The organism is Bacillus sp. DU-106 (assembly GCF_004799705.1).
GTDB classification, from domain to species: domain Bacteria; phylum Bacillota; class Bacilli; order Bacillales; family Bacillaceae_G; genus Bacillus_A; species Bacillus_A cereus.
On sequence record NZ_CP026607.1, the window covers coordinates 3888559 to 3907894 of the forward strand.

Genomic DNA, 19336 nt, shown 5'->3' on the forward strand with positions numbered 1-19336 from the left:
CGCCTCCTAGTAAGTCTATCCGATTTCTCCACCACGTATAACTTTATATATTTTTTGAAAGCTACTCAATATTTTGTACTTGTTCACGAATTTTTTCAAGGTTATTTTTCATTTCTACAACATATTTTGAAATTGTTAAGTCATTTGCCTTAGAACCAATCGTATTAATTTCTCTATGCATCTCTTGCACGATGAAATCCATTTTCCTTCCAACAGGCTCTTCAATCTGCAATGTTTCACGAAATTGCTCTAAATGACTTTGCAAACGAACTAACTCTTCATGAATATCACAACGCTCTGCAAAGATTGCAACTTCTGTTAGCAATCTTTGTTCATCTAGATCTTGATTATGTAATTCTTTTAAGCGATTTTCTAATCGTTCACGATATTTTTGTGTAACAATTGGTGCATGTGGAATAATTGCATTTACACAATTGCTAATCTCTTGTAAACGATACGCTATATCTTTATGTAATCGTTCTCCTTCGCCATCTCTCATCGTTTTCAACATATGAGCAGCTTGACGAACAGCCTCATATAAACTGTTCTCAAAATGTTCATTTACATTTTCTATTTCTTCAATTGCTGTTACTTCTGGCATTGCCATTAATTGCTGAAGTGTAATAGAATCTTGTAATTGAAATTTCCCTTTTATATCTTCCATCATCGATTGGTACTGCTCAAGAAGTGACCAATTCACACTTAATTTTCTTTCAACAAGTCCTTCACCTGCTATACTAATAGACACTTCGATGCGTCCACGTCGAACTTGCTGTGCAATTATTTTACGAATTTTGTCCTCAAATACCATCATTTGCTTAGGAAGTCGAATACTCATCTCTAAAAAACGGTGGTTCACCGATTTCATTTCTACTGTAATTTGAAAAGTATCACTTTCTACTTTCGATCTTCCAAACCCTGTCATACTAGAAATCATTTTTATCACATCCAAGCCATAAAATAACTCAATGAAAAAGGTAATAGAGACAAGGCTCTACTACCTTCTGTAAATTATATCACATTTTCATAACATTGACTATTTCAAGTTTAATCCCTTCTTATATAACATCGGCTTTTTCTTCTTAGCCTTTTTCCCTGTTAATAAAGAACCTACTAGTAAGAAAGTCGGAATTGATGACAAACCTCCAATTAATAACCAATCTCTTGCTTGTATCGGCATTGTGCTAAAGATCGGTTGTAACGGTGGATAATATATAACCACTAGCATAAGTAGTAACGAAATAATAACCGCCCCTACTAAATACACGTTCCCAAATGGATTACGGTGAAAGACAGAATGCTCACTACGACAATCAAATACATGAATAAGCTGTGCAAGTACCAACGTCGCGAACGCTACAGTTTGTGCATATTTCAGTTCATTTGGATGTTGGTTATACGCAATAATAAACGCCACTAACGTCACTGCTCCAATTAAAAACCCTCGACTTATTATTTTCCACGCAAGCCCTCTAGCGAATACCCCTTCTTTCGGGTGACGCGGTGTTCTCTTCATCACATCTCCTTCAGCCTTATCCAAACCTAATGCCATCGCTGGTAAACCATCAGTAACTAAGTTCACCCATAAAATTTGAATAGGAACCATCGGCAGTGGTAATGCAAGTAACATCGCAAATAACATAACTAAAATTTCTCCAACATTTGACGCCAATAAGTAGCGAATGAACTTACGTATGTTCTCGTATATATTTCTTCCTTCTTTAATCGCTGACTTAATTGTAGCAAAATTATCATCTAGTAAAACAAGTGAAGAGGCTTCTTTTGCAACATCTGTCCCTGTAATCCCCATCGCTATCCCAATATCCGCTGTTTTTATCGCTGGAGCATCGTTCACTCCATCACCTGTCATCGCTACTATATGTCCTTGATTTTGCAATGCTTTAACAATTTTCAATTTATGCTCAGGTGATACACGAGCGAATACATACGTATCTTCTACAACATTTTCTAATTCCTCCACATCCATATTCGCGAGTTCTACTCCTTCAACAACGCGTCCATCTGGTGGTAAAACTCCTAATTGTTCAGCAATCGCCATTGCTGTAACTTTATGATCACCTGTAATCATTACTGTTCGAATACCAGCTTCTTTACACTCTTTTACCGCCTGCGCGACTTCTGGCCTTGGCGGGTCAATCATACCTTGTATTCCAACCAACATAAAATCTTTTTCAACGTCTCTTTCATGTTCAATAGAATCCGTTACTTTTAAAGGTTTAAACGCAACTGCAATTGTTCGAAGCGCTTGACTACCTAAGCTATGAATAGCCGCCTGTACTTCTTTTCTATATAGCTCACTTAACGGCTGCTGCTTATCCCCCCATAAGATTGTTTGACTCAGTTGCAAAAGAACATCCGGTGCTCCTTTCGTAACAATAAACTTTTTCCCCTCTCGATCTCGTACAATAACACTCATCATTTTTCGAGTTGAATCAAAGGGAAATTCACGAATAATTTCAAATTTCCCTTTCAATGCCTCACGTGTTATCCCAGCTTTCATTGCCGCAGCTACAAGCGCTCCCTCTGTTGGATCCCCATCTAATACGTACGCCTTTTTCTTTTGAATAATATTTGCATTGTTACATAGTGAACCAAATGTAAGTAGCTGATAAAGTGATTTTGTCTTAGCTGGATTCACTTCTTTTTCACCTTTCATAAAAGAGCCATTAGGTTCATATCCTTGCCCTGTCACTTTCCACAATTCTCCGCCTGACCACATATGTGTTACCATCATTTTGTTTTGTGTCATTGTTCCCGTTTTATCAGAGCATATAACAGAAGCGCAGCCTAACGTTTCTACGGCCGGTAACTTCCTTACAATTGCTCTCTTTTTTATCATACGCTGTACACCAAGTGATAAAGCTACTGTAACAATTGCTGGCAATCCTTCTGGAATAGCCGCAACAGCTAGCGATACGCCAGCTAAAAACATATGATATACTTCATTCCCTTGATACACACCAGCCAATACAACTAGCGCTGTCAAAATAAGAGCTACAATAATTAATATTTTTCCGAGCTGTTCTAACCTTCTTTGCAGTGGCGTTTCCATTTGCTCTGCATTTTGCAACATATTTGCAATTTGCCCCATCGCTGTATTCATACCAGTTGCTACAACGACTCCTGTACCAGATCCTCGCGTAATCATTGTCCCCATAAAAGCCATATTTTTTTGATCCCCAATTGCAACATCTTGCCCTTGCAGTGCTTCTACCTTCTTTTGTACAGGTACGGACTCCCCTGTCAAAGCAGACTCTTCAATATATAAACTTGATGCCTCAACAAGACGCACATCAGCCCCAATACGATCACCACTGGAAAACTTAATAATATCACCTAAAACAAGTGCTTTAGATGGTGCTTTTACCCACTTTCCATTCCGCATTACAGTAACTTGCGGGGCAGCTAGTTCCTTTAAAGCTTCCAATGATTTTTCAGCTTTTCTTTCTTGAAAAAAGCCGAGAATACCATTGATAATAACAATGGCAACAATAGCAATAGAATCAATGTATTCACCTAAAAACGCAGAAACAATTGTTGCTCCAAACAAAACGAGTACCATGAAATCTTTAAACTGTGCTAAAAATACCATTAGTGCAGAAGGCCTTTTTGCTTCTTCTAATTCATTAGTACCAAATTTCTTTACTCGCCCTTCTGCTTCTTTCTCTGTAAGTCCAACCTTTACATTCGTATTCGTTCTTTCTTCCACTTCATGTGCTCGCATTCCATACCAGTTCATCCTGCTATCGACCTCCTGATTCCAGACATACTCTATTGAAAGCTTATTCAGCCTCGTCCAAAAAAATGCTATAATTAACATTTAGTTAGAAAGGAGTGTTCATTTATGGCATTCGATGGATTATTTACAAGAGCGATTACACATGAAATTGAAAATTCTCTTTACACAGGAAGAATTTCCAAAATATATCAACCTTCAAAATACGAGATTTTATTACATATTCGAGCGAATGGAAAGAACCAAAAACTAATTCTTTCATCTCATCCTACATATGCGCGTATGCACTTAACGAATCAAAACTACGATTCGCCAGCAATACCGCCGATGTTCTGTATGCTTCTTCGCAAACATTTAGAAGGTGGATTTATTGAAAAAATTGAACAAATCGACTTAGAACGCATTATTCAAATTACAGTTCGCAGTCGTAATGAAATCGGAGACGAATCATTAAAAACATTAGTAATTGAAATAATGGGACGACATAGTAACATTATCTTATTAGATACGAAAACAAACGTGATTTTAGATAGCTTAAAACACGTTTCATTAGCCGTAAACCGTCACCGAACTGTATATGCTGGTGCTGAGTACGTCGCGCCACCAGCCCAACATAAAATCAATCCTCTGCAAATTGAAACCGCAGATGATTTTATTAGACCGCTAGACTTTCTATCTGGAAATATGGATAAACAACTCGTCGGTGCTTTCATGGGAATATCCCCATTATTTGCAAAAGAAGTAGTAAAGAAAGCCGGTATGGTAAACGAGAAAGCATTATCAGAAGCATTTTTCTCTATACAAACACCATTACTATCTCATGCATATACACCTACAATGATTACTGCAAATGGAAAAGAATTCTTTTATCTTTTCCCTCTTACACACTTGCAAGGAGAAGAAAAAACATTCTCATCAGTGAGCGAATTGTTAGATCGTTTCTTCTTTGGCAAAGCAGAACGTGATCGTGTAAAACAACAAGCTCATGATTTAGAACGCTTTATGCAAAACGAAAAAAATAAAAACGAGAAAAAACTCATTAAACTCGAAAAAACACTGCAAGATGCTGGAAAAGCAGATAAATATCAACTATTTGGAGAGCTACTTACAGCCAATATGTACGCTTTAAAAAAGGGCGATAAAGATATTGAGGTCGTTAATTATTACGATGAGGATGGTGGAACTGTAAAAATCACATTAGATCCTTTAAAAACACCATCTGAAAATGCACAACGCTATTTCCAAAAGTATCAAAAAGCAAAAAATTCGGTTGCTGTTGTAGAAGAACAAATCGAAAAAACAAATGAAGAAATTCTTTATTTTGATAGCTTACTTCAACAAATGGAAGCTGCTTCTTCAAAAGACATTGAAGAAATTCGTGAGGAATTAGCTGAAGAAGGTTATGTGCGCAATCGCAAAACGAAAAACGCAAAGAAAAAGCATACTAAACCAGTATTAGATAAATATGTAGCAAGTGATGGCACAGAGATTTTCGTTGGTAAAAACAATAAACAAAATGATTATTTAACAACGAAGTTTGCCCGCCGTGATGAAATTTGGTTACATACGAAAGATATACCTGGCTCTCACGTTGTCATTCGTTCTTTAGAGCCTGCTGAAGAAACTTTACTAGAAGCCGCCAAAATTGCTGCCTATTACAGTAAAGCGAAAGAGTCTAGCTCTGTACCTGTTGATTTCACCAAAATACGCCATGTCAAAAAACCGAGTGGTGCAAAACTTGGTTTTGTTACGTACGACAATCAGCAAACCGTATATGTAACACCAGATGCTGATATTGTAATGAAATTAAAAGCATAAATAAAAAAATGCGTTGCTTGTATGCAGCGCATTTTTTATATGTTTTCAATTTCGTTGCTATATCCATTCAATATTGTCAAAAAAATTGACAGTATCATTTCACATTTGTATAAAATTTTTTACAGCATGTAAATAAAGTACAAGTGTAACTCCAATCATTTTTCCCCATCCCCCTGCTATTCATTGAAGCAATCTAGATTTTATGAACAAACCGTCTCCCACAAATTACGGGCTATTTTTTTATCTCCCCTAAAATATATGTTGTCCCTACTATCCTTTCTTCAAATATACATTTTGGCACGCTATTTGCTTTATTCAATACTATAAATAGGAGGAATTAACATGACTTTAAAAATTAATAAAATCCAAAATCAACTACAAAACTATGAAATTGAGGGGTTACTTATTACAAAAAAAGAAAACCGCCAATATGCAACAGGCTTTACAGGTAGTGCTGGCGTCGTCTTACTCTCTGCCGATCAAGCTGTTTTCATCACTGATTTCCGCTATGTAGATCAAGCGAAATCACAAATAAAAGATGCTGAAATTATTATGCATAAAGGAAATTTAGAAAAAGAAATTGCACATCAAGTATCGAAATTAAACATTCAAAAACTTGGAATTGAAGAAAACAACATGACATTGCAACAATATAAAAACTTGCAAAAATACGTACAGGCGGAAATGATTCAAGTGTGCGAAATTATCGAAAATATTCGTATCATTAAAGACACGCCTGAAATAGAAACAATGAAAATTGCAGCTAATATCGCGGACGAAGCATTTCATCACATTCTTACGTTTCTAAAACCAGGAATAAGTGAAAATGCTGTACGAGATGAATTAGAATTTTTCATGCGAAAAAAAGGTGCTACATCTTCATCATTTCAAATTATTGTAGCTTCTGGTGTTCGTTCTTCTCTTCCACATGGAGTTGCATCAAATAAAATAATTGAACGAGGCGACATCGTTACATTAGACTTTGGTGCACTTTACGACGGATATTGTTCCGATATAACACGTACCGTAGCAATAGGGGAACCATCGGAAGAATTCAAAAAAATATACAATGTTGTACGAGAAGCGTTAAAACGTGGGACTGAAGCGATTAAGCCTGGAGAAACTGCGAAAAGTATCGATGATGTAACAAGAAACTACATTACAGATTGTGGATATGGTCAATATTTTGGTCATTCTACTGGTCATGGTCTTGGCTTAGAAATACATGAACCTCTTCGCTTATCCCAAGAAAGTAAAGCTACATTAAAAGAAGGTATGGTTGTTACAGTTGAACCGGGCATTTACATACCGAACTGGGGCGGTTGTAGAATTGAAGATGATATCGTCATTACAAAAGACGGATATGAAGTTATTACAAAATCAAATAGAGAACTAATTGTAATCCCTTGTTAAAATCATGGCCTTTTTAAAAGGAGTTTTTTTCTACACATAGAATTCCTTCTCTGGAGTGTCCATTTAAAGAGGGGGAATTTAAATTGAATTTTGTAATTGATAAAATAGATGGTTTACAAGTTGAGTTTTCAAAACTTGTTTCCATGATGAATTACGCTCGTTATACAACAATGCAAGCAGTGGAAAGTTTAACAATTGAAGAACTTGATTATTTATATGATAAAGAAGCCAATTCAATTGGCATGCTGTTATATCACATGGCTGCTATTGAATTTTACTACCAAATCCATACCTTTGAGGATCGTGAACCGACGGAAGCTGAATTAGAACATTGGTTGCCAGCTATTGAGTTAGGGAATCTTGGACGAGAAAAAATAAAAGGAAACTCTTTAGAATTTTACATTAATACATTACAAGAAGTACGCTCTAAAACAATTGAAACATTTCAATCTTTATCTGATGAATGGCTATTTAAAACGACAGACTTTTGGTATGACAAACCAGCTAACAACTACTTTAAATGGTTTCACGTATTTGAAGATGAAATCAATCATCGCGGACAAATTCGCTTAATTAGGAAGATGCAAAAAGCTCATGCAGTAAAATAAGAAAGTGCCACCAGATAAGGTGGCACTTTCTTTTATTCATTTTTTAGGATTAACTGTATTGTAACATCCATTTATCGTTCTCATCATTACAGTACATGAAATTTTACTTTTTTCTTTTTCCTATACTCACATACTTTCACTGCTTTCATACAATAAACTACACGAATGCCTAAAGGATGTGAATGTTATGGGAGTTGAATTAACGCTATTACACGCTCTCTACATTATTTGTTTACTCACTATTATTACCTTTTTTATTCTCCGGAAAGATACGACTATCATTTGTATCGTTTTTATCTTTTTATTAGCATTAACTGCAACAAGTTCTATCCCTCTTGCCATTAGCGGGATTTTTCAAAGTTTCATTTACGCCATTACTGAGCTATTACCAACTATATTAATCATCTCCATTATCGTATCAATGAGCAATTTACTCGTTCATACTGGCATAAATGATACGATGATTTCACCATTTACAAAAATGATTCGTACACCTACACTCGCCTACTGGATTATCGGCCTTTTAATGATGACCATTTCTTTCTTCTTTTGGCCTTCTCCAGCTGTCGCCTTAATGGGAGCTATTTTATTACCGGTTGCTGTACGTGTCGGCCTTCCTCCAATTGGGGTTGCAATTGCTATGAACTTATTTGGACACGGCATCGCCTTATCTGGAGACTTCGTTATTCAAGGTGCACCGAAATTAACTGCAGACGCGGCTGGTCTCCCTGTTTCCAGCGTCGTATCTGCAAGTGTTCCACTCGTTATCGTTATGGGCGTTGTGACAACTTCCGTCGCTTTTTTCTTCTTACGAAAAGAGTTTCATACAGGCTTAGCTATACAAGAATCTATTCTATCAACTGAGTCTTCTAAAACGCTCACTTCATTATCTCCTCGCACAAAGAAATGGCTCGCTATTTGTATCCCTATCGTATATATCATTGATATCCTTTGCATGATTCAATTTAAACTACAAGGAAGCGACGCAACTGCACTTATCGGCGGAACAACTGTTATTATGATTATCATCATTTCTCTCATCGCCTACAAAGGTAATGGACTGAATAAAACAACCGATTATTTCATAGAAGGGCTCCAATTTGGCTTTAAAATTTTCGGACCAGTTATTCCTATCGCTGCACTCTTTTATTTAGGAGATAGTGGCTTTGTGAAAATTATCGGAGACTATTTACCGAAAGGTTCACACGGAATCATTAACGACTTAGGCATCGCTTTATCTCAAACTGTTCCTTTAAATCAATATGTATCGGCAGGGACATTAACCATCGTGGGTGTCATTACCGGCTTAGATGGATCAGGTTTTTCAGGTATATCACTTGCTGGTTCCATTGCCAATCTTTTTGGAACAGCACTTGGCCATGGAACAGCTACATTAACAGCACTCGGGCAAATTGCAGCTATATGGACCGGGGGCGGGACGTTAATTCCTTGGGCACTTATTCCTGCTGCTGCGATTTGTAAAGTCGATCCATTTGAACTTGCACGCCGAAACTTTTTACCGGTTGTTATCGGTTTAATTGTCACCACGATCGTTGCGATGTTTATCCTATAACGTAAGCAAGTGTTCTCTTGCTTACGTTTTTTGCTTGTAAAATTCATCATGAATTATCAGTTTTCAAGAGGGATACGTTATTACTCAGCGAAATTATATTAGGAGAGTAATTATTTCAAAACGTTTACGAGAAACAGATTACTGCAATTAGAAAAGGGGACATACCTATGAATGAATTGATTTTCGTCTTATTAATTTGTCCATTATTTATCTTTATCGTATCTGTTATTGGAACACGCAAAACGAAAACGTATTACGTAATGCCGATTGTAACGTTTGCTAGTTTTTTAATAATAGGTGTTATCGCCTTTACTCCAAAATTTTTCTTTTGGGTCGGCATGTATAGCATTTTCTCATTTATTGTTTCTTATGTGACTCTATTGTTTGTAAAAAGATATAAGCTTGCAGAAAGCACTAAGTAGTTAAGGAGATTGTAATATGATTTTCTTTGATATTGATGGAACTTTACTTGAATTTTTAACAATAATATAAAAAAACGACCGCGTTCCCCCGCAGTCGTTTTTTTCGTGTTACGCTGTGATCCAAGCTTCGTTTGCTGGATTTTTACGCCACTCTTGTAATTTTTTCGTTTCAGCTTGTCCAATCATACCTTTTTCTGCTGCAACTTCAGTTAATGCACTGTAATCACTTAAAGAATATGATGCTACGTTAGCTGCTTCTAGTTTTTCTTTTCCTGCTTCTAACTCATATGTGAAGATTGATACGATTCCTAATACTTCACATCCAGCTTCGCGAAGTGCTTCTACACATGTAATTGCACTACCGCCAGTTGAAATTAAGTCTTCTACTACTACGACTTTTTGACCTTTTTCAGCTTTTCCTTCGATTTGGTTCCCTTTACCGTGACCTTTTGCTTTACTACGTACGTAGCACATTGGTAAATCCATACGATCGCTTACCCATGCAGCGTGCGCAATACCAGCAGTTGCTGTTCCTGCAATAATTTCTACAGTTGGGAAGTGCTCTTTAATTAACTCTTCTAATCCAGCTGCAATCGCTTGACGTACTTTTGGATAAGATAAAGTTAAACGGTTATCACAATAAATTGGTGATTTCATACCTGAAGACCAAGTGAATGGATCATTCGGTTGTAAAAATACTGCTCCAATTTCTAATAAATGCGATGCGATTTCTTTTTTCATACTGTTACACCTTCCCACTGTTGTTTTACTGTTTTATACGCTTCAAGCGGATTTTCTGCTTTTGTAATACTACGTCCAACTACGATGTAGCTTGAGCCAAGTTCCCTCGCACGTTTCGGTGTTGCTACGCGCACTTGGTCATTTACATCATCGCTTGCAAGACGAATCCCCGGTGTTACTGTTACAAATTCATTTCCGCATACTTCACGTAATTTTGGAACTTCAAGTGTTGAACAAACAACGCCATCAAGTCCACTTTCTTTCGTTAATTTTGCATAATGAGCAACCGCTTCTTCTAACGTTTTCTCAATGCCGATCTCTTTTTTCATCATAGCTTCCGAAGTGCTTGTTAGTTGTGTAACTGCAATACAAATCGGTCTCTCTTTTCCTTCTTGCTTACCTTCCTCTAATCCCTCAATCGCAGCTTTCATCATGCTGCTTCCCCCAGCAGCATGAACATTTACCATATCAACATCTAGACTAGCTAGGCTACGCATAGCGCTTTTTACTGTATTCGGAATATCATGAAGTTTTAAATCTAAGAAGATCTTATGTCCCTTTTCTTTTAAGTACGTAATAATCGCAGGGCCTTCTTTGTAAAATAACTCCATACCTACTTTGACAAATAACTCTTCCCCTTCAAAGTGGTGTAAGAATTGTTCTACTTCTTGTTTCCCTGGAAAATCTAGTGCAACGATTAACGACTGTGACATGTTTGCTTCCAGCTCCTTCCTTGACATTCCGAAATGTGATCAAATCCTAATTCATCTAATAATGCTGGTAACTCTTCAATAATTGTCGGACATACGAACGGATCGATAAAGTTCGCTGTACCTACTGCAACTGCGCTTGCGCCAGCATAGAAGAATTCAATTACATCTTCAGCTGTTTCAATACCACCCATTCCGATAATTGGAATGTTAACCGCTTGGCTTACTTCATGTACCATGCGAATTGCTACTGGCTTAATCGCAGGACCTGATAATCCGCCTGTACGGTTTGCTAAAATTGGTTTAGCTGTTTTTAAATCTAGACGCATACCAAGCAATGTATTAATCATCGTTAAACCATCTGCACCTGCATTTTCAATCGCTTTTGCAATTTCTACTATGTTTGCCACGTTCGGTGACAATTTCACGTATACAGGTACTTCAGAAACCTCTTTTACTCGCTTCGTTAAATCAGCAGCAATTTCAGGATTTGTACCAAAGGCGATACCACCTGTTTTTACGTTCGGACAAGAAATGTTTAATTCTAGTGCATGGACATTAGGCGCTTTAGAAATTTCCTTCGCAACCGCTACGTAATCCTCAGCTTGTGAGCCTGCAACGTTTGCAATAATTGGAAGGTCAAATTGTTCTAACCATGGTAATTCCGAATTCATTACTTTGTCTAATCCCGGGTTTTGAAGTCCGATTGCATTTAGCATGCCCCCTGGTGTTTCAGCAACACGAGGCGTTGGATTTCCATAACGTGGTTGTTCTGTCGTCGCTTTAATCATGATTGATCCTAGTACACTTAAATCGTAAAACTGTGCATATTCACGACCAAACCCAAAGCATCCAGATGCCGGTATAATTGGATTTTTTAATGATAATCCTGGTAATTCAACTTGCAATCTGTTCATAGTACAACCTCCCCGATTGGAAATACTGGTCCGTCGCTACACACCTTCTTGTAAGAATGTCCACTTGGATCTTCTTGTAAGTGGCATACACATGCGAAACAAGCTCCAATACCACAGCCCATACGTTCTTCTAATGAAATATAGGCTTTTTTCTCTTTGTAACGTCCTTCTAGTGCACGAAGCATCGCTAGCGGACCACATGAATAAAGAATATCAAAGTCAATTCCGTAATTATCAATTACATCTGTGACAAATCCTTTTGTACCGTGTGTACCGTCTACTGTCGCAACGTACGTATCACCAAGTTCTGCAAATTTTTCTTCATAGAAAACTACATCTTTCGTTTGAAAGCCTAAGATGTGAATAACACGTACACCTTTTGCAACGAGGCGCTGTGATAATTCATAAAGTGGTGGTACACCAATTCCCCCACCTACTAGTAAAGCTGTTTGACCAGCTTCTGCTTCTTCTACAGGAAAACCGTGTCCTAATGGTCCTAGTACATCTACCATTTCACCTTGTTTTCTAGTTGCTAATGTTTTTGTCCCTTGTCCTTCGGCACGATATAGCATTGTAAATTCGTTCTTCTCTTGATCTACATTACAAATACTAATTGGGCGGCGCAGAAGGGGCGCAATGCCCTCTGCTACCTTAATGTGTACAAACTGCCCTGGTTCGTTCATTTGCTGTACTAACGTTCCTTGAAGCACTAATTCGTAAATATTTTTTGCGATTTCTTTTTGGTTAACGACGATCATATTTTGCTTTTGCATCATGCATGTACCACCTCGTGACGCTTTGTTTGCGTAATTTCTTTCATTGAATGAGCTGAGAATGTCATAGATTCTAATACTCGTAAGATTGCTCTTGTTGTATCAAGTGATGTTAAGCAAGCCACACCATTTTCTACTGATTCACGGCGAATGCGGAAACCATCACGCGCTGGTTGTTTACCTTTTGTTAATGTGTTAATTACAAACTGTGCTTTTCCTTGACGGATAATATCTAGTAAGTTGTAGTCTTCAGAATCAATTTTGTTTACAACTTGTACTGGGATATTTTGCTCTTCTAATGATTGTGCTGTTCCAGCTGTTGCTAATAAGTTATAGCCGATTTCGTGGAAACGTTTTGCAATTTCCATCGCCTCTTCTTTATCTTTATCCGCTACAGTAATGATTACTGAGCCGTGCGTTGGGATGTTAATTCCAGAAGCAACTAATCCTTTATATAATGCTTTTTCAAGCGTTAAGTCTTTACCCATTACTTCCCCTGTTGATTTCATTTCAGGTCCTAATGTTGTATCAACTGAGCGTAGTTTCGCGAATGAGAATACCGGAGCTTTTACATATACTTCTTTCTCTTCTGGGTGATAGCCAGTTCCGTATCCTTGCTCTACTAGGTCTTGCCCTAAAATAACTTTCGTTGCAACATTCGCCATCGGTACGCCTGTAATTTTACTTAAGAACGGTACTGTACGGCTTGCACGTGGATTTACTTCAATTACGTACACTTGATCTTTGAATACTACAAACTGGATATTTAGTAATCCAACAATGTTTAATCCTTTTCCAAGTGCAATTGTATGTTCAATGATTTGTTCTTTTAGTTTTTCAGATAAACTTTGTGGTGGATATACTCCAATTGAGTCACCAGAGTGAACTCCAGCGCGTTCAATATGTTCCATAATACCTGGAATGAATACATTCTCACCATCAGAAATTGCATCTACTTCAATTTCTTTACCAACCATGTAACGGTCGATTAATACTGGGTGATCTGCATGAACTTTAACTGCATTTTTCATGTAGTGCAGTAGTTCTTCTTGACGATATACGATTTCCATCGCACGTCCACCTAGTACGTAAGATGGTCTTACTAATACTGGGTAACCAATTTCTTCTGCGATTGCTACCGCTTGTTCTACAGTCGTTGCTGTTTTACCAACTGGTTGCGGGATGCCAAGTTTTGTTAAAGCAGCTTCGAATTTATCACGATCTTCTGCACGGTCTAAGTCTTCAAGTGATGTTCCTAAAATTTTCACACCGTGTTCTTCTAGTTTCGCTGCTAAGTTAATTGCCGTTTGTCCACCGAACTGAACGATAACACCTTCTGGTTTTTCTAAATCGATAATATGCATTACATCTTCAATCGTTAATGGTTCAAAGTATAATTTGTCAGAAATACTGAAGTCTGTTGAAACTGTTTCTGGGTTGTTGTTAATGATAATTGCTTCATATCCAGCTTCTTTAATTGCCCATACTGAGTGAACTGTTGCGTAATCAAACTCAACACCTTGACCAATACGGATCGGACCAGATCCTAGAACTACTACACTCTTACGATCTGTTACAATCGATTCATTTTCGTCCGCATATGTGCTGTAGTAATATGGCGTTGCAGATTCAAACTCTGCCGCACAAGTATCTACCATTTTGAATACTGGCATCATATTATTTTCTTTACGCATATCGTAAATTTCGCGCTCCGTTTTGTTCCAAGCTGCTGCAATGTAGTGATCGCTGAAGCCCATTTCTTTTGCAGTTTGTAGTACTTCCATATTTCCTACATTCGCTTTTACTTCACGTTCCATATTTACGATGTTTTCAACTTTTTGTAAGAAGAAGAAGTCCATTTCACACCATTCATTGATTTCTTCTTTCGTTACACCTTGGCGAATTGCTTCTGCTACAATAAACAGTCGTTCATCATCCGCTTTAATGATACGTTTTTTCATCGTTTCTTTATCAAGTTCTTTTAAGTGGTCTAATTCTAAGTGATAAATGCCAAGCTCTAAAGAACGAACTGCTTTTAGTAATGATTCTTCTAAGTTACGTCCGATTGACATAACTTCACCAGTTGCTTTCATTTGTGTTCCAAGCGTTCTGTTCGCTGATTCAAACTTATCAAACGGCCAACGTGGAATTTTTGAAACAACATAGTCTAACGCTGGCTCGAAGCAAGCGTAAGTTTTTTGTGTTACTGGGTTTACGATTTCATCTAACGTTAAGCCGACTGCAATTTTTGCTGCTAATTTCGCAATTGGATATCCAGTTGCTTTAGATGCTAGTGCAGATGAACGACTTACACGTGGATTTACTTCGATTACATAGTATTGGAAGCTATATGGATCTAGTGCAAGCTGAACGTTACATCCACCTTCAATTCCTAGTGCACGAATAATTCGTAATGACGTGTTACGTAACATTTGGTATTCACGGTCGCTTAGCGTTTGGCTCGGTGCTACAACGATTGAATCACCTGTATGAACACCAACTGGATCGATATTTTCCATGTTACACACTACAATCGCGTTATCATTTGAATCACGCATTACTTCGTATTCAATTTCTTTACAGCCAGCAATACTTTTCTCTAATAAACATTGTGTTACTGGGCTATGTTTTAAACCACTTGTTACGATTTCAATTAGCTCTTCTTCGTTATGACAAATTCCGCCGCCCGTTCCTCCTAATGTGAACGCTGGTCGAACGATTACTGGGTAACCAATTTCGTTTACAAATCCATATGCTTCATCAAGGTTATGAATAATTTCACTTGGTGGTGTTGGTTCATTTAAATCTTGCATTAATGTACGGAATAAATCACGATCTTCCGCTTGCTCGATTGCTGATAATTTTGTTCCTAAAATTTCAACTCCGCACTCGTCAAGTACGCCTGATTTTGCAAGTTCAACAGCCATGTTTAAACCTGTTTGACCACCTAATGTTGGTAGGATTGCATCAGGACGTTCTTTACGAATAATACGGCTTACGAATTCTAATGTTAATGGCTCGATGTATACTTTATCTGCTGTTGCAGTATCCGTCATAATTGTTGCTGGGTTAGAGTTAACAAGGATTACTTTGTAACCTTCCTCTTTAAGAGATTGACAAGCTTGTGTACCAGAGTAGTCAAACTCCGCTGCTTGCCCAATTACAATTGGTCCTGATCCGATTACTAAAATTGTGTTAATGTCTAGGCGTTTTGGCATAACTCTTCCCCTTCTTTCTTGAAGTTTTCAATCATTGTTAAGAAATCTTCGAATAAATCATTTGCATCTTCTGGTCCCGCTGAAGCTTCTGGATGGTATTGTACTGTAAATGCCGGGAACTTCTTATGACGAAGACCTTCTACCGTTCCATCGTTTAAAGCAACATGTGTAATTTCAAGATCTGTATTTTCAACTGATTCTTCTTCTACTGCGTATCCGTGGTTTTGAGATGTAATTGCTACTTTTCCAGTTGCAAGATTTTTTACTGGATGGTTTAAACCACGGTGACCAAATTTCAACTTACTTGTATTTGCACCTGATGCTAGAGCGAACAATTGATGTCCTAGGCAAATTCCGAATAAAGGAACTTTACCGATAATGTCTTTTAACATTTCAATTGCTTCTGGTACATCTTTCGGATCTCCAGGTCCATTACTTAACATAATTCCATCTGGGCTAAGGCGTAAAATTTCTTCCGCTGTTGTGTTGTAAGGAACTACAATTACATCACAGTCACGCTTATTTAATTCTCGTAAAATACCATGTTTCATACCGAAGTCTACTAGTACAACTCGGTGACCACGACCTGGGCTTGGGTATGGATCTTTCGTTGATACGCGTTTTACATGATCTGTAAATACTGTCGCTTTTAATTGGCTTACAATGTACTCTACATCTGCATCCATGTTACAAAGGCGTCCACGTAATGTACCGTATTGACGAATTTTTCTCGTTAATTTTCTCGTATCAATCCCTGCTAATCCTGGGATATTTCTTTCTTTCAAGTAATCATTTAACGAAATTTCATTACGGAAGTTTGATGGGTGATCACAAATTTCGTTTACGATTAAACCATTTACAGATGGGTGAATGGATTCAAAATCGTCACGGTTAATGCCGTAGTTTCCGATTAATGGGTACGTGAATGTTACGATTTGACCGCAATATGATGGATCAGATAATGTTTCTTGATATCCAGTCATTCCTGTTGTAAATACAACCTCACCTGACTTTTCGATTTCGCCTCCGAAACCTGTTCCAATTAATACTGTTCCATCTTCTAAGATAAGTTGTCTTTTCATACTAATGCACTCTCCTTTTGCCATGCGATCTTACCACCAACGATTGTCATTACCGGCCATCCTTGGCATTTCCAACCTGCGAATGGTGTATTTTTTCCTTTTGATAAGAATGTTGTTGGGTCAATCTCTTCTTCTTGTTCTAAATCAATGATTGTAATATCAGCTTCTCTACCTTCTTTTAGGCGACCTGCTTCTAAGCCGAATGTATCAGCTGGCTTTTCTGTTAAGAATTGAATTAACTGTTCTAGCGTAATAACTCCCTTTTTCACAAGGTTTGTGTATAGAAGCGGGAATGCTGTTTCAAAACCAGTAATTCCAAACGGTGCTCTTTCAATTCCTTGTGCTTTCTCTTCCGCTGTATGCGGTGCATGGTCAGTTGCGATCATATCGATCGTTCCATCTAATAAACCTTCAATTAATGCTGCATGGTCTTCTTTTCCACGAAGCGGTGGGTTCATTTTAAAGTTAGGATCAGCTGATGGGATATCATCTTCACATAACACTAGGTGATGCGGTGTTACTTCTGCTGTTACTTTAATTCCAGCGCGTTTCGCATCACGGATTACACGTACAGAACCTTTCGTACTTACATGACATACGTGATAGTGGCAATCTGCTGCTTCAGCAAGCAGTATATCCCTTGCAATATGTACAGATTCACATACTGATGGGATACCGTTTAATCCGTGTTTCTCAGAAAACTTCCCTTCATGTACACAACCTTTATTAATAAGCGTATTCTCTTCACAGTGCGCAACTACTGCCATATCTAATTTTGCTGCACGTTTCATAGCCGCTAACATCATGCTCGCATCTTGTACGCCTACGCCGTCATCTGTGAAAGCAAATGCTCCAAGTTCTTTTAATGTTTCGAAATCTGTCATTTCAGAACCAGCTTGACGTACTGTAATTGCTCCGTATGGTAGTACGTTAACATGAGCTTTTTCTTCAATACGTTTTTGCAAGTCTTCCATATGTTCTCTGCAATCTGGTACCGGGCGTGTATTTGGCATTGCGCAAATTGTAGTGAATCCACCTTTTGCCGCTGCTAGTGTACCTGTTTCAATTGTTTCTTTATGTTCACCACCTGGTTCACGAAGATGTACGTGTACATCTACTAATCCAGGTGCGATTAACTTTCCGTTCACATCGATTACTTCAGCATTATCTGCCGTAATATTTTCTGCTACCTTAGCGATTTTACCGTCTTGTACGAGAAGATCCGTTGCTACGATTTTTCCTTCTTCATTCATATAACGACCATTTTTAAACAAATAATTCATGTTTCATTCCTCCTAATACATTTGGTAAGGCGCGTTTTAGTACAGCCATTCTTACGTAAACTCCATTTTCCATTTGTTTAAATATACGTGAACGCTCACACTCAACAAGTTCACTTGCAATTTCAACATCACGGTTTACAGGAGCTGGATGCATAATAATGCTTCCTTCTTTCATACGCTTTTCTCTTTCTACTGTTAATCCGTGTTTCTCATGATATTCTTTCATAATGTCTGTTTCATAATGATCATGACGCTCATGTTGTACACGGAGTAACATCATTACATCAACTTCTGGAACAAGTTCATCTAATGGTTTGTATGTTCCAAATGTGTTGTCTTCATCTTTCCACTCTTCTGGACTTGCAAAATAAATTGTTGCACCAAGCTTCGTTAATGCTTCTGCATTAGAACGTGCTACTCGGCTATGACGAACATCTCCTACTATTGCAATCTTCAAACCTTCAAATCTTCCAAACTCTTGTTTAATTGTAAGAAGGTCCAGTAGGCACTGTGTTGGGTGGTTTCCGCATCCATCTCCAGCATTTAAGATTGGAATATTCACCTGATCTTTTAGTTCATCGAAGTAGCGATCTTGCTCGTGGCGGATGACCACTGCTTTTGTTCCGATTGATTCTAGTGTTCTTATCGTATCGTATAGAGTTTCTCCTTTTTGTACGCTAGATGCATCAGCTGAAAAGTTTAAAACATCAAGTCCTAATCTCTTCTCAGCAACTTCAAAGCTAAATCTCGTTCTCGTACTATTCTCAAAGAACAAGTTCGCAACAAAAGTTTGCTCTGTCGTTTTGCTCTCTTTTCCATTCGCAAAATCTTCTGCATCTTTTAGGATTTCTGAAATTTCTACTTCCGATAATTCACTCATCGTTAACAAATGGCTCATCGTCATCCCTCATCTTTCTGATTTTTATGTTACCACTTTTGAATTTTTATAACAACCTTTGCATAAAAATACCCTAATCATGTGAGACTAGGGTGCAAGAAAGAAGCCACCCTTTCCGGTCTC

The 19336-nt window shown here is 37.8% G+C and carries 15 protein-coding genes; 5 read left to right on the plus strand and 10 right to left on the minus strand.

What is annotated here, in order from left to right:
• Nucleotides 1-61: 61 nt before the first annotated feature.
• Together C3Y97_RS19570 and C3Y97_RS19575 are read right to left on the minus strand one after the other, a co-directional pair.
• On the minus strand, nucleotides 62-937 hold the full coding sequence (locus C3Y97_RS19570) for a YicC/YloC family endoribonuclease (RefSeq protein WP_000625869.1): 876 nt from the start codon (nucleotides 935-937) through the stop codon (nucleotides 62-64).
• Between the two features lie 99 nt (nucleotides 938-1036).
• Complete coding sequence (locus C3Y97_RS19575) at nucleotides 1037-3760, minus strand: calcium-translocating P-type ATPase, SERCA-type (RefSeq protein ID WP_001104776.1); 2724 nt, start codon at nucleotides 3758-3760, stop codon at nucleotides 1037-1039.
• Nucleotides 3761-3865: 105 nt separating this feature from the next.
• Here C3Y97_RS19575 and C3Y97_RS19580 point away from each other — a divergent pair, with 105 nt between their 5' ends.
• From C3Y97_RS19580 to C3Y97_RS19605, 5 genes are all read left to right on the plus strand, one after another.
• Nucleotides 3866-5575, plus strand: coding sequence for an Rqc2 family fibronectin-binding protein (locus C3Y97_RS19580; protein ID WP_071741400.1), 1710 nt, complete (start codon nucleotides 3866-3868; stop codon nucleotides 5573-5575).
• Between the two features lie 342 nt (nucleotides 5576-5917).
• Nucleotides 5918-6988 carry a M24 family metallopeptidase gene (locus C3Y97_RS19585; RefSeq protein ID WP_000172817.1) on the plus strand — a complete coding sequence of 357 codons (1071 nt, stop codon included), beginning with the start codon at nucleotides 5918-5920 and terminating at the stop codon, nucleotides 6986-6988.
• Between the two features lie 83 nt (nucleotides 6989-7071).
• On the plus strand, nucleotides 7072-7596 hold the full coding sequence (locus C3Y97_RS19590; RefSeq protein WP_121868060.1) for a DinB family protein: 525 nt from the start codon (nucleotides 7072-7074) through the stop codon (nucleotides 7594-7596).
• Between the two features lie 187 nt (nucleotides 7597-7783).
• On the plus strand, nucleotides 7784-9169 hold the full coding sequence (locus C3Y97_RS19600) for a membrane protein (RefSeq protein ID WP_000537875.1): 1386 nt from the start codon (nucleotides 7784-7786) through the stop codon (nucleotides 9167-9169).
• A gap of 167 nt (nucleotides 9170-9336) precedes the next feature.
• Nucleotides 9337-9591 carry a YbeF family protein gene (locus tag C3Y97_RS19605; protein ID WP_001003919.1) on the plus strand — a complete coding sequence of 85 codons (255 nt, stop codon included), beginning with the start codon at nucleotides 9337-9339 and terminating at the stop codon, nucleotides 9589-9591.
• A 108-nt stretch (nucleotides 9592-9699) separates the two neighbouring features.
• Here C3Y97_RS19605 and pyrE read toward each other — a convergent pair whose 3' ends face one another.
• From pyrE to pyrB, 8 genes are read right to left on the minus strand one after another with little or no spacing between them, the layout of a single operon-like run.
• The gene (pyrE, locus tag C3Y97_RS19610; RefSeq protein WP_000711440.1) at nucleotides 9700-10332 is read right to left on the minus strand and encodes an orotate phosphoribosyltransferase; all 633 of its coding nucleotides are present in this window, start codon (nucleotides 10330-10332) and stop codon (nucleotides 9700-9702) included.
• The gene (gene pyrF, locus C3Y97_RS19615) at nucleotides 10329-11045 is read right to left on the minus strand and encodes an orotidine-5'-phosphate decarboxylase (protein WP_000083510.1); all 717 of its coding nucleotides are present in this window, start codon (nucleotides 11043-11045) and stop codon (nucleotides 10329-10331) included. The genes pyrE and pyrF overlap by 4 nt, the downstream gene beginning before the upstream one ends.
• Nucleotides 11030-11959 carry a dihydroorotate oxidase B catalytic subunit gene (gene pyrD / locus C3Y97_RS19620; protein WP_001081049.1) on the minus strand — a complete coding sequence of 310 codons (930 nt, stop codon included), beginning with the start codon at nucleotides 11957-11959 and terminating at the stop codon, nucleotides 11030-11032. Before pyrD ends, pyrF begins: the two co-directional genes overlap by 16 nt.
• Nucleotides 11956-12735 (minus strand): dihydroorotate oxidase B electron transfer subunit, encoded by a 780-nt coding sequence (gene pyrK / locus C3Y97_RS19625; RefSeq protein WP_000983359.1) that lies wholly within the window; start codon nucleotides 12733-12735, stop codon nucleotides 11956-11958. Before pyrK ends, pyrD begins: the two co-directional genes overlap by 4 nt.
• Complete coding sequence (carB, locus tag C3Y97_RS19630; protein WP_001126101.1) at nucleotides 12732-15950, minus strand: carbamoyl-phosphate synthase large subunit; 3219 nt, start codon at nucleotides 15948-15950, stop codon at nucleotides 12732-12734. The genes pyrK and carB overlap by 4 nt, the downstream gene beginning before the upstream one ends.
• Nucleotides 15935-17032: a carbamoyl phosphate synthase small subunit gene (locus C3Y97_RS19635; RefSeq protein WP_000828680.1), complete on the minus strand. Its 1098-nt coding sequence runs from the start codon at nucleotides 17030-17032 to the stop codon at nucleotides 15935-15937. The genes carB and C3Y97_RS19635 overlap by 16 nt, the downstream gene beginning before the upstream one ends.
• A complete protein-coding gene (gene pyrC, locus C3Y97_RS19640) occupies nucleotides 17029-18315 on the minus strand; it encodes a dihydroorotase (protein WP_001108368.1) in 1287 nt (428 codons plus the stop codon). Before pyrC ends, C3Y97_RS19635 begins: the two co-directional genes overlap by 4 nt.
• Nucleotides 18299-19213 carry an aspartate carbamoyltransferase gene (gene pyrB / locus C3Y97_RS19645; RefSeq protein WP_000018849.1) on the minus strand — a complete coding sequence of 305 codons (915 nt, stop codon included), beginning with the start codon at nucleotides 19211-19213 and terminating at the stop codon, nucleotides 18299-18301. The genes pyrC and pyrB overlap by 17 nt, the downstream gene beginning before the upstream one ends.
• Nucleotides 19214-19336: the final 123 nt, after the last annotated feature.

What these genes read in the sequence shown, in the direction of transcription:
- carB (WP_001126101.1), bottom strand. Translation starts at nt 15,950, where the DNA reads ATGCCAAAACGCCTAGACATTAACACAATTTTAGTAATCGGATCAGGA.
- C3Y97_RS19600 (WP_000537875.1), top strand. Translation starts at nt 7,784, where the DNA reads ATGGGAGTTGAATTAACGCTATTACACGCTCTCTACATTATTTGTTTA.
- C3Y97_RS19585 (WP_000172817.1), top strand. Translation starts at nt 5,918, where the DNA reads ATGACTTTAAAAATTAATAAAATCCAAAATCAACTACAAAACTATGAA.
- pyrK (WP_000983359.1), bottom strand. Translation starts at nt 12,735, where the DNA reads ATGATGCAAAAGCAAAATATGATCGTCGTTAACCAAAAAGAAATCGCA.
- C3Y97_RS19580 (WP_071741400.1), top strand. Translation starts at nt 3,866, where the DNA reads ATGGCATTCGATGGATTATTTACAAGAGCGATTACACATGAAATTGAA.
- pyrC (WP_001108368.1), bottom strand. Translation starts at nt 18,315, where the DNA reads ATGAATTATTTGTTTAAAAATGGTCGTTATATGAATGAAGAAGGAAAA.
- C3Y97_RS19635 (WP_000828680.1), bottom strand. Translation starts at nt 17,032, where the DNA reads ATGAAAAGACAACTTATCTTAGAAGATGGAACAGTATTAATTGGAACA.
- C3Y97_RS19605 (WP_001003919.1), top strand. Translation starts at nt 9,337, where the DNA reads ATGAATGAATTGATTTTCGTCTTATTAATTTGTCCATTATTTATCTTT.
- C3Y97_RS19570 (WP_000625869.1), bottom strand. Translation starts at nt 937, where the DNA reads ATGATTTCTAGTATGACAGGGTTTGGAAGATCGAAAGTAGAAAGTGAT.
- pyrB (WP_000018849.1), bottom strand. Translation starts at nt 19,213, where the DNA reads ATGAGCCATTTGTTAACGATGAGTGAATTATCGGAAGTAGAAATTTCA.
- pyrE (WP_000711440.1), bottom strand. Translation starts at nt 10,332, where the DNA reads ATGAAAAAAGAAATCGCATCGCATTTATTAGAAATTGGAGCAGTATTT.
- C3Y97_RS19575 (WP_001104776.1), bottom strand. Translation starts at nt 3,760, where the DNA reads ATGAACTGGTATGGAATGCGAGCACATGAAGTGGAAGAAAGAACGAAT.
- pyrF (WP_000083510.1), bottom strand. Translation starts at nt 11,045, where the DNA reads ATGTCACAGTCGTTAATCGTTGCACTAGATTTTCCAGGGAAACAAGAA.
- pyrD (WP_001081049.1), bottom strand. Translation starts at nt 11,959, where the DNA reads ATGAACAGATTGCAAGTTGAATTACCAGGATTATCATTAAAAAATCCA.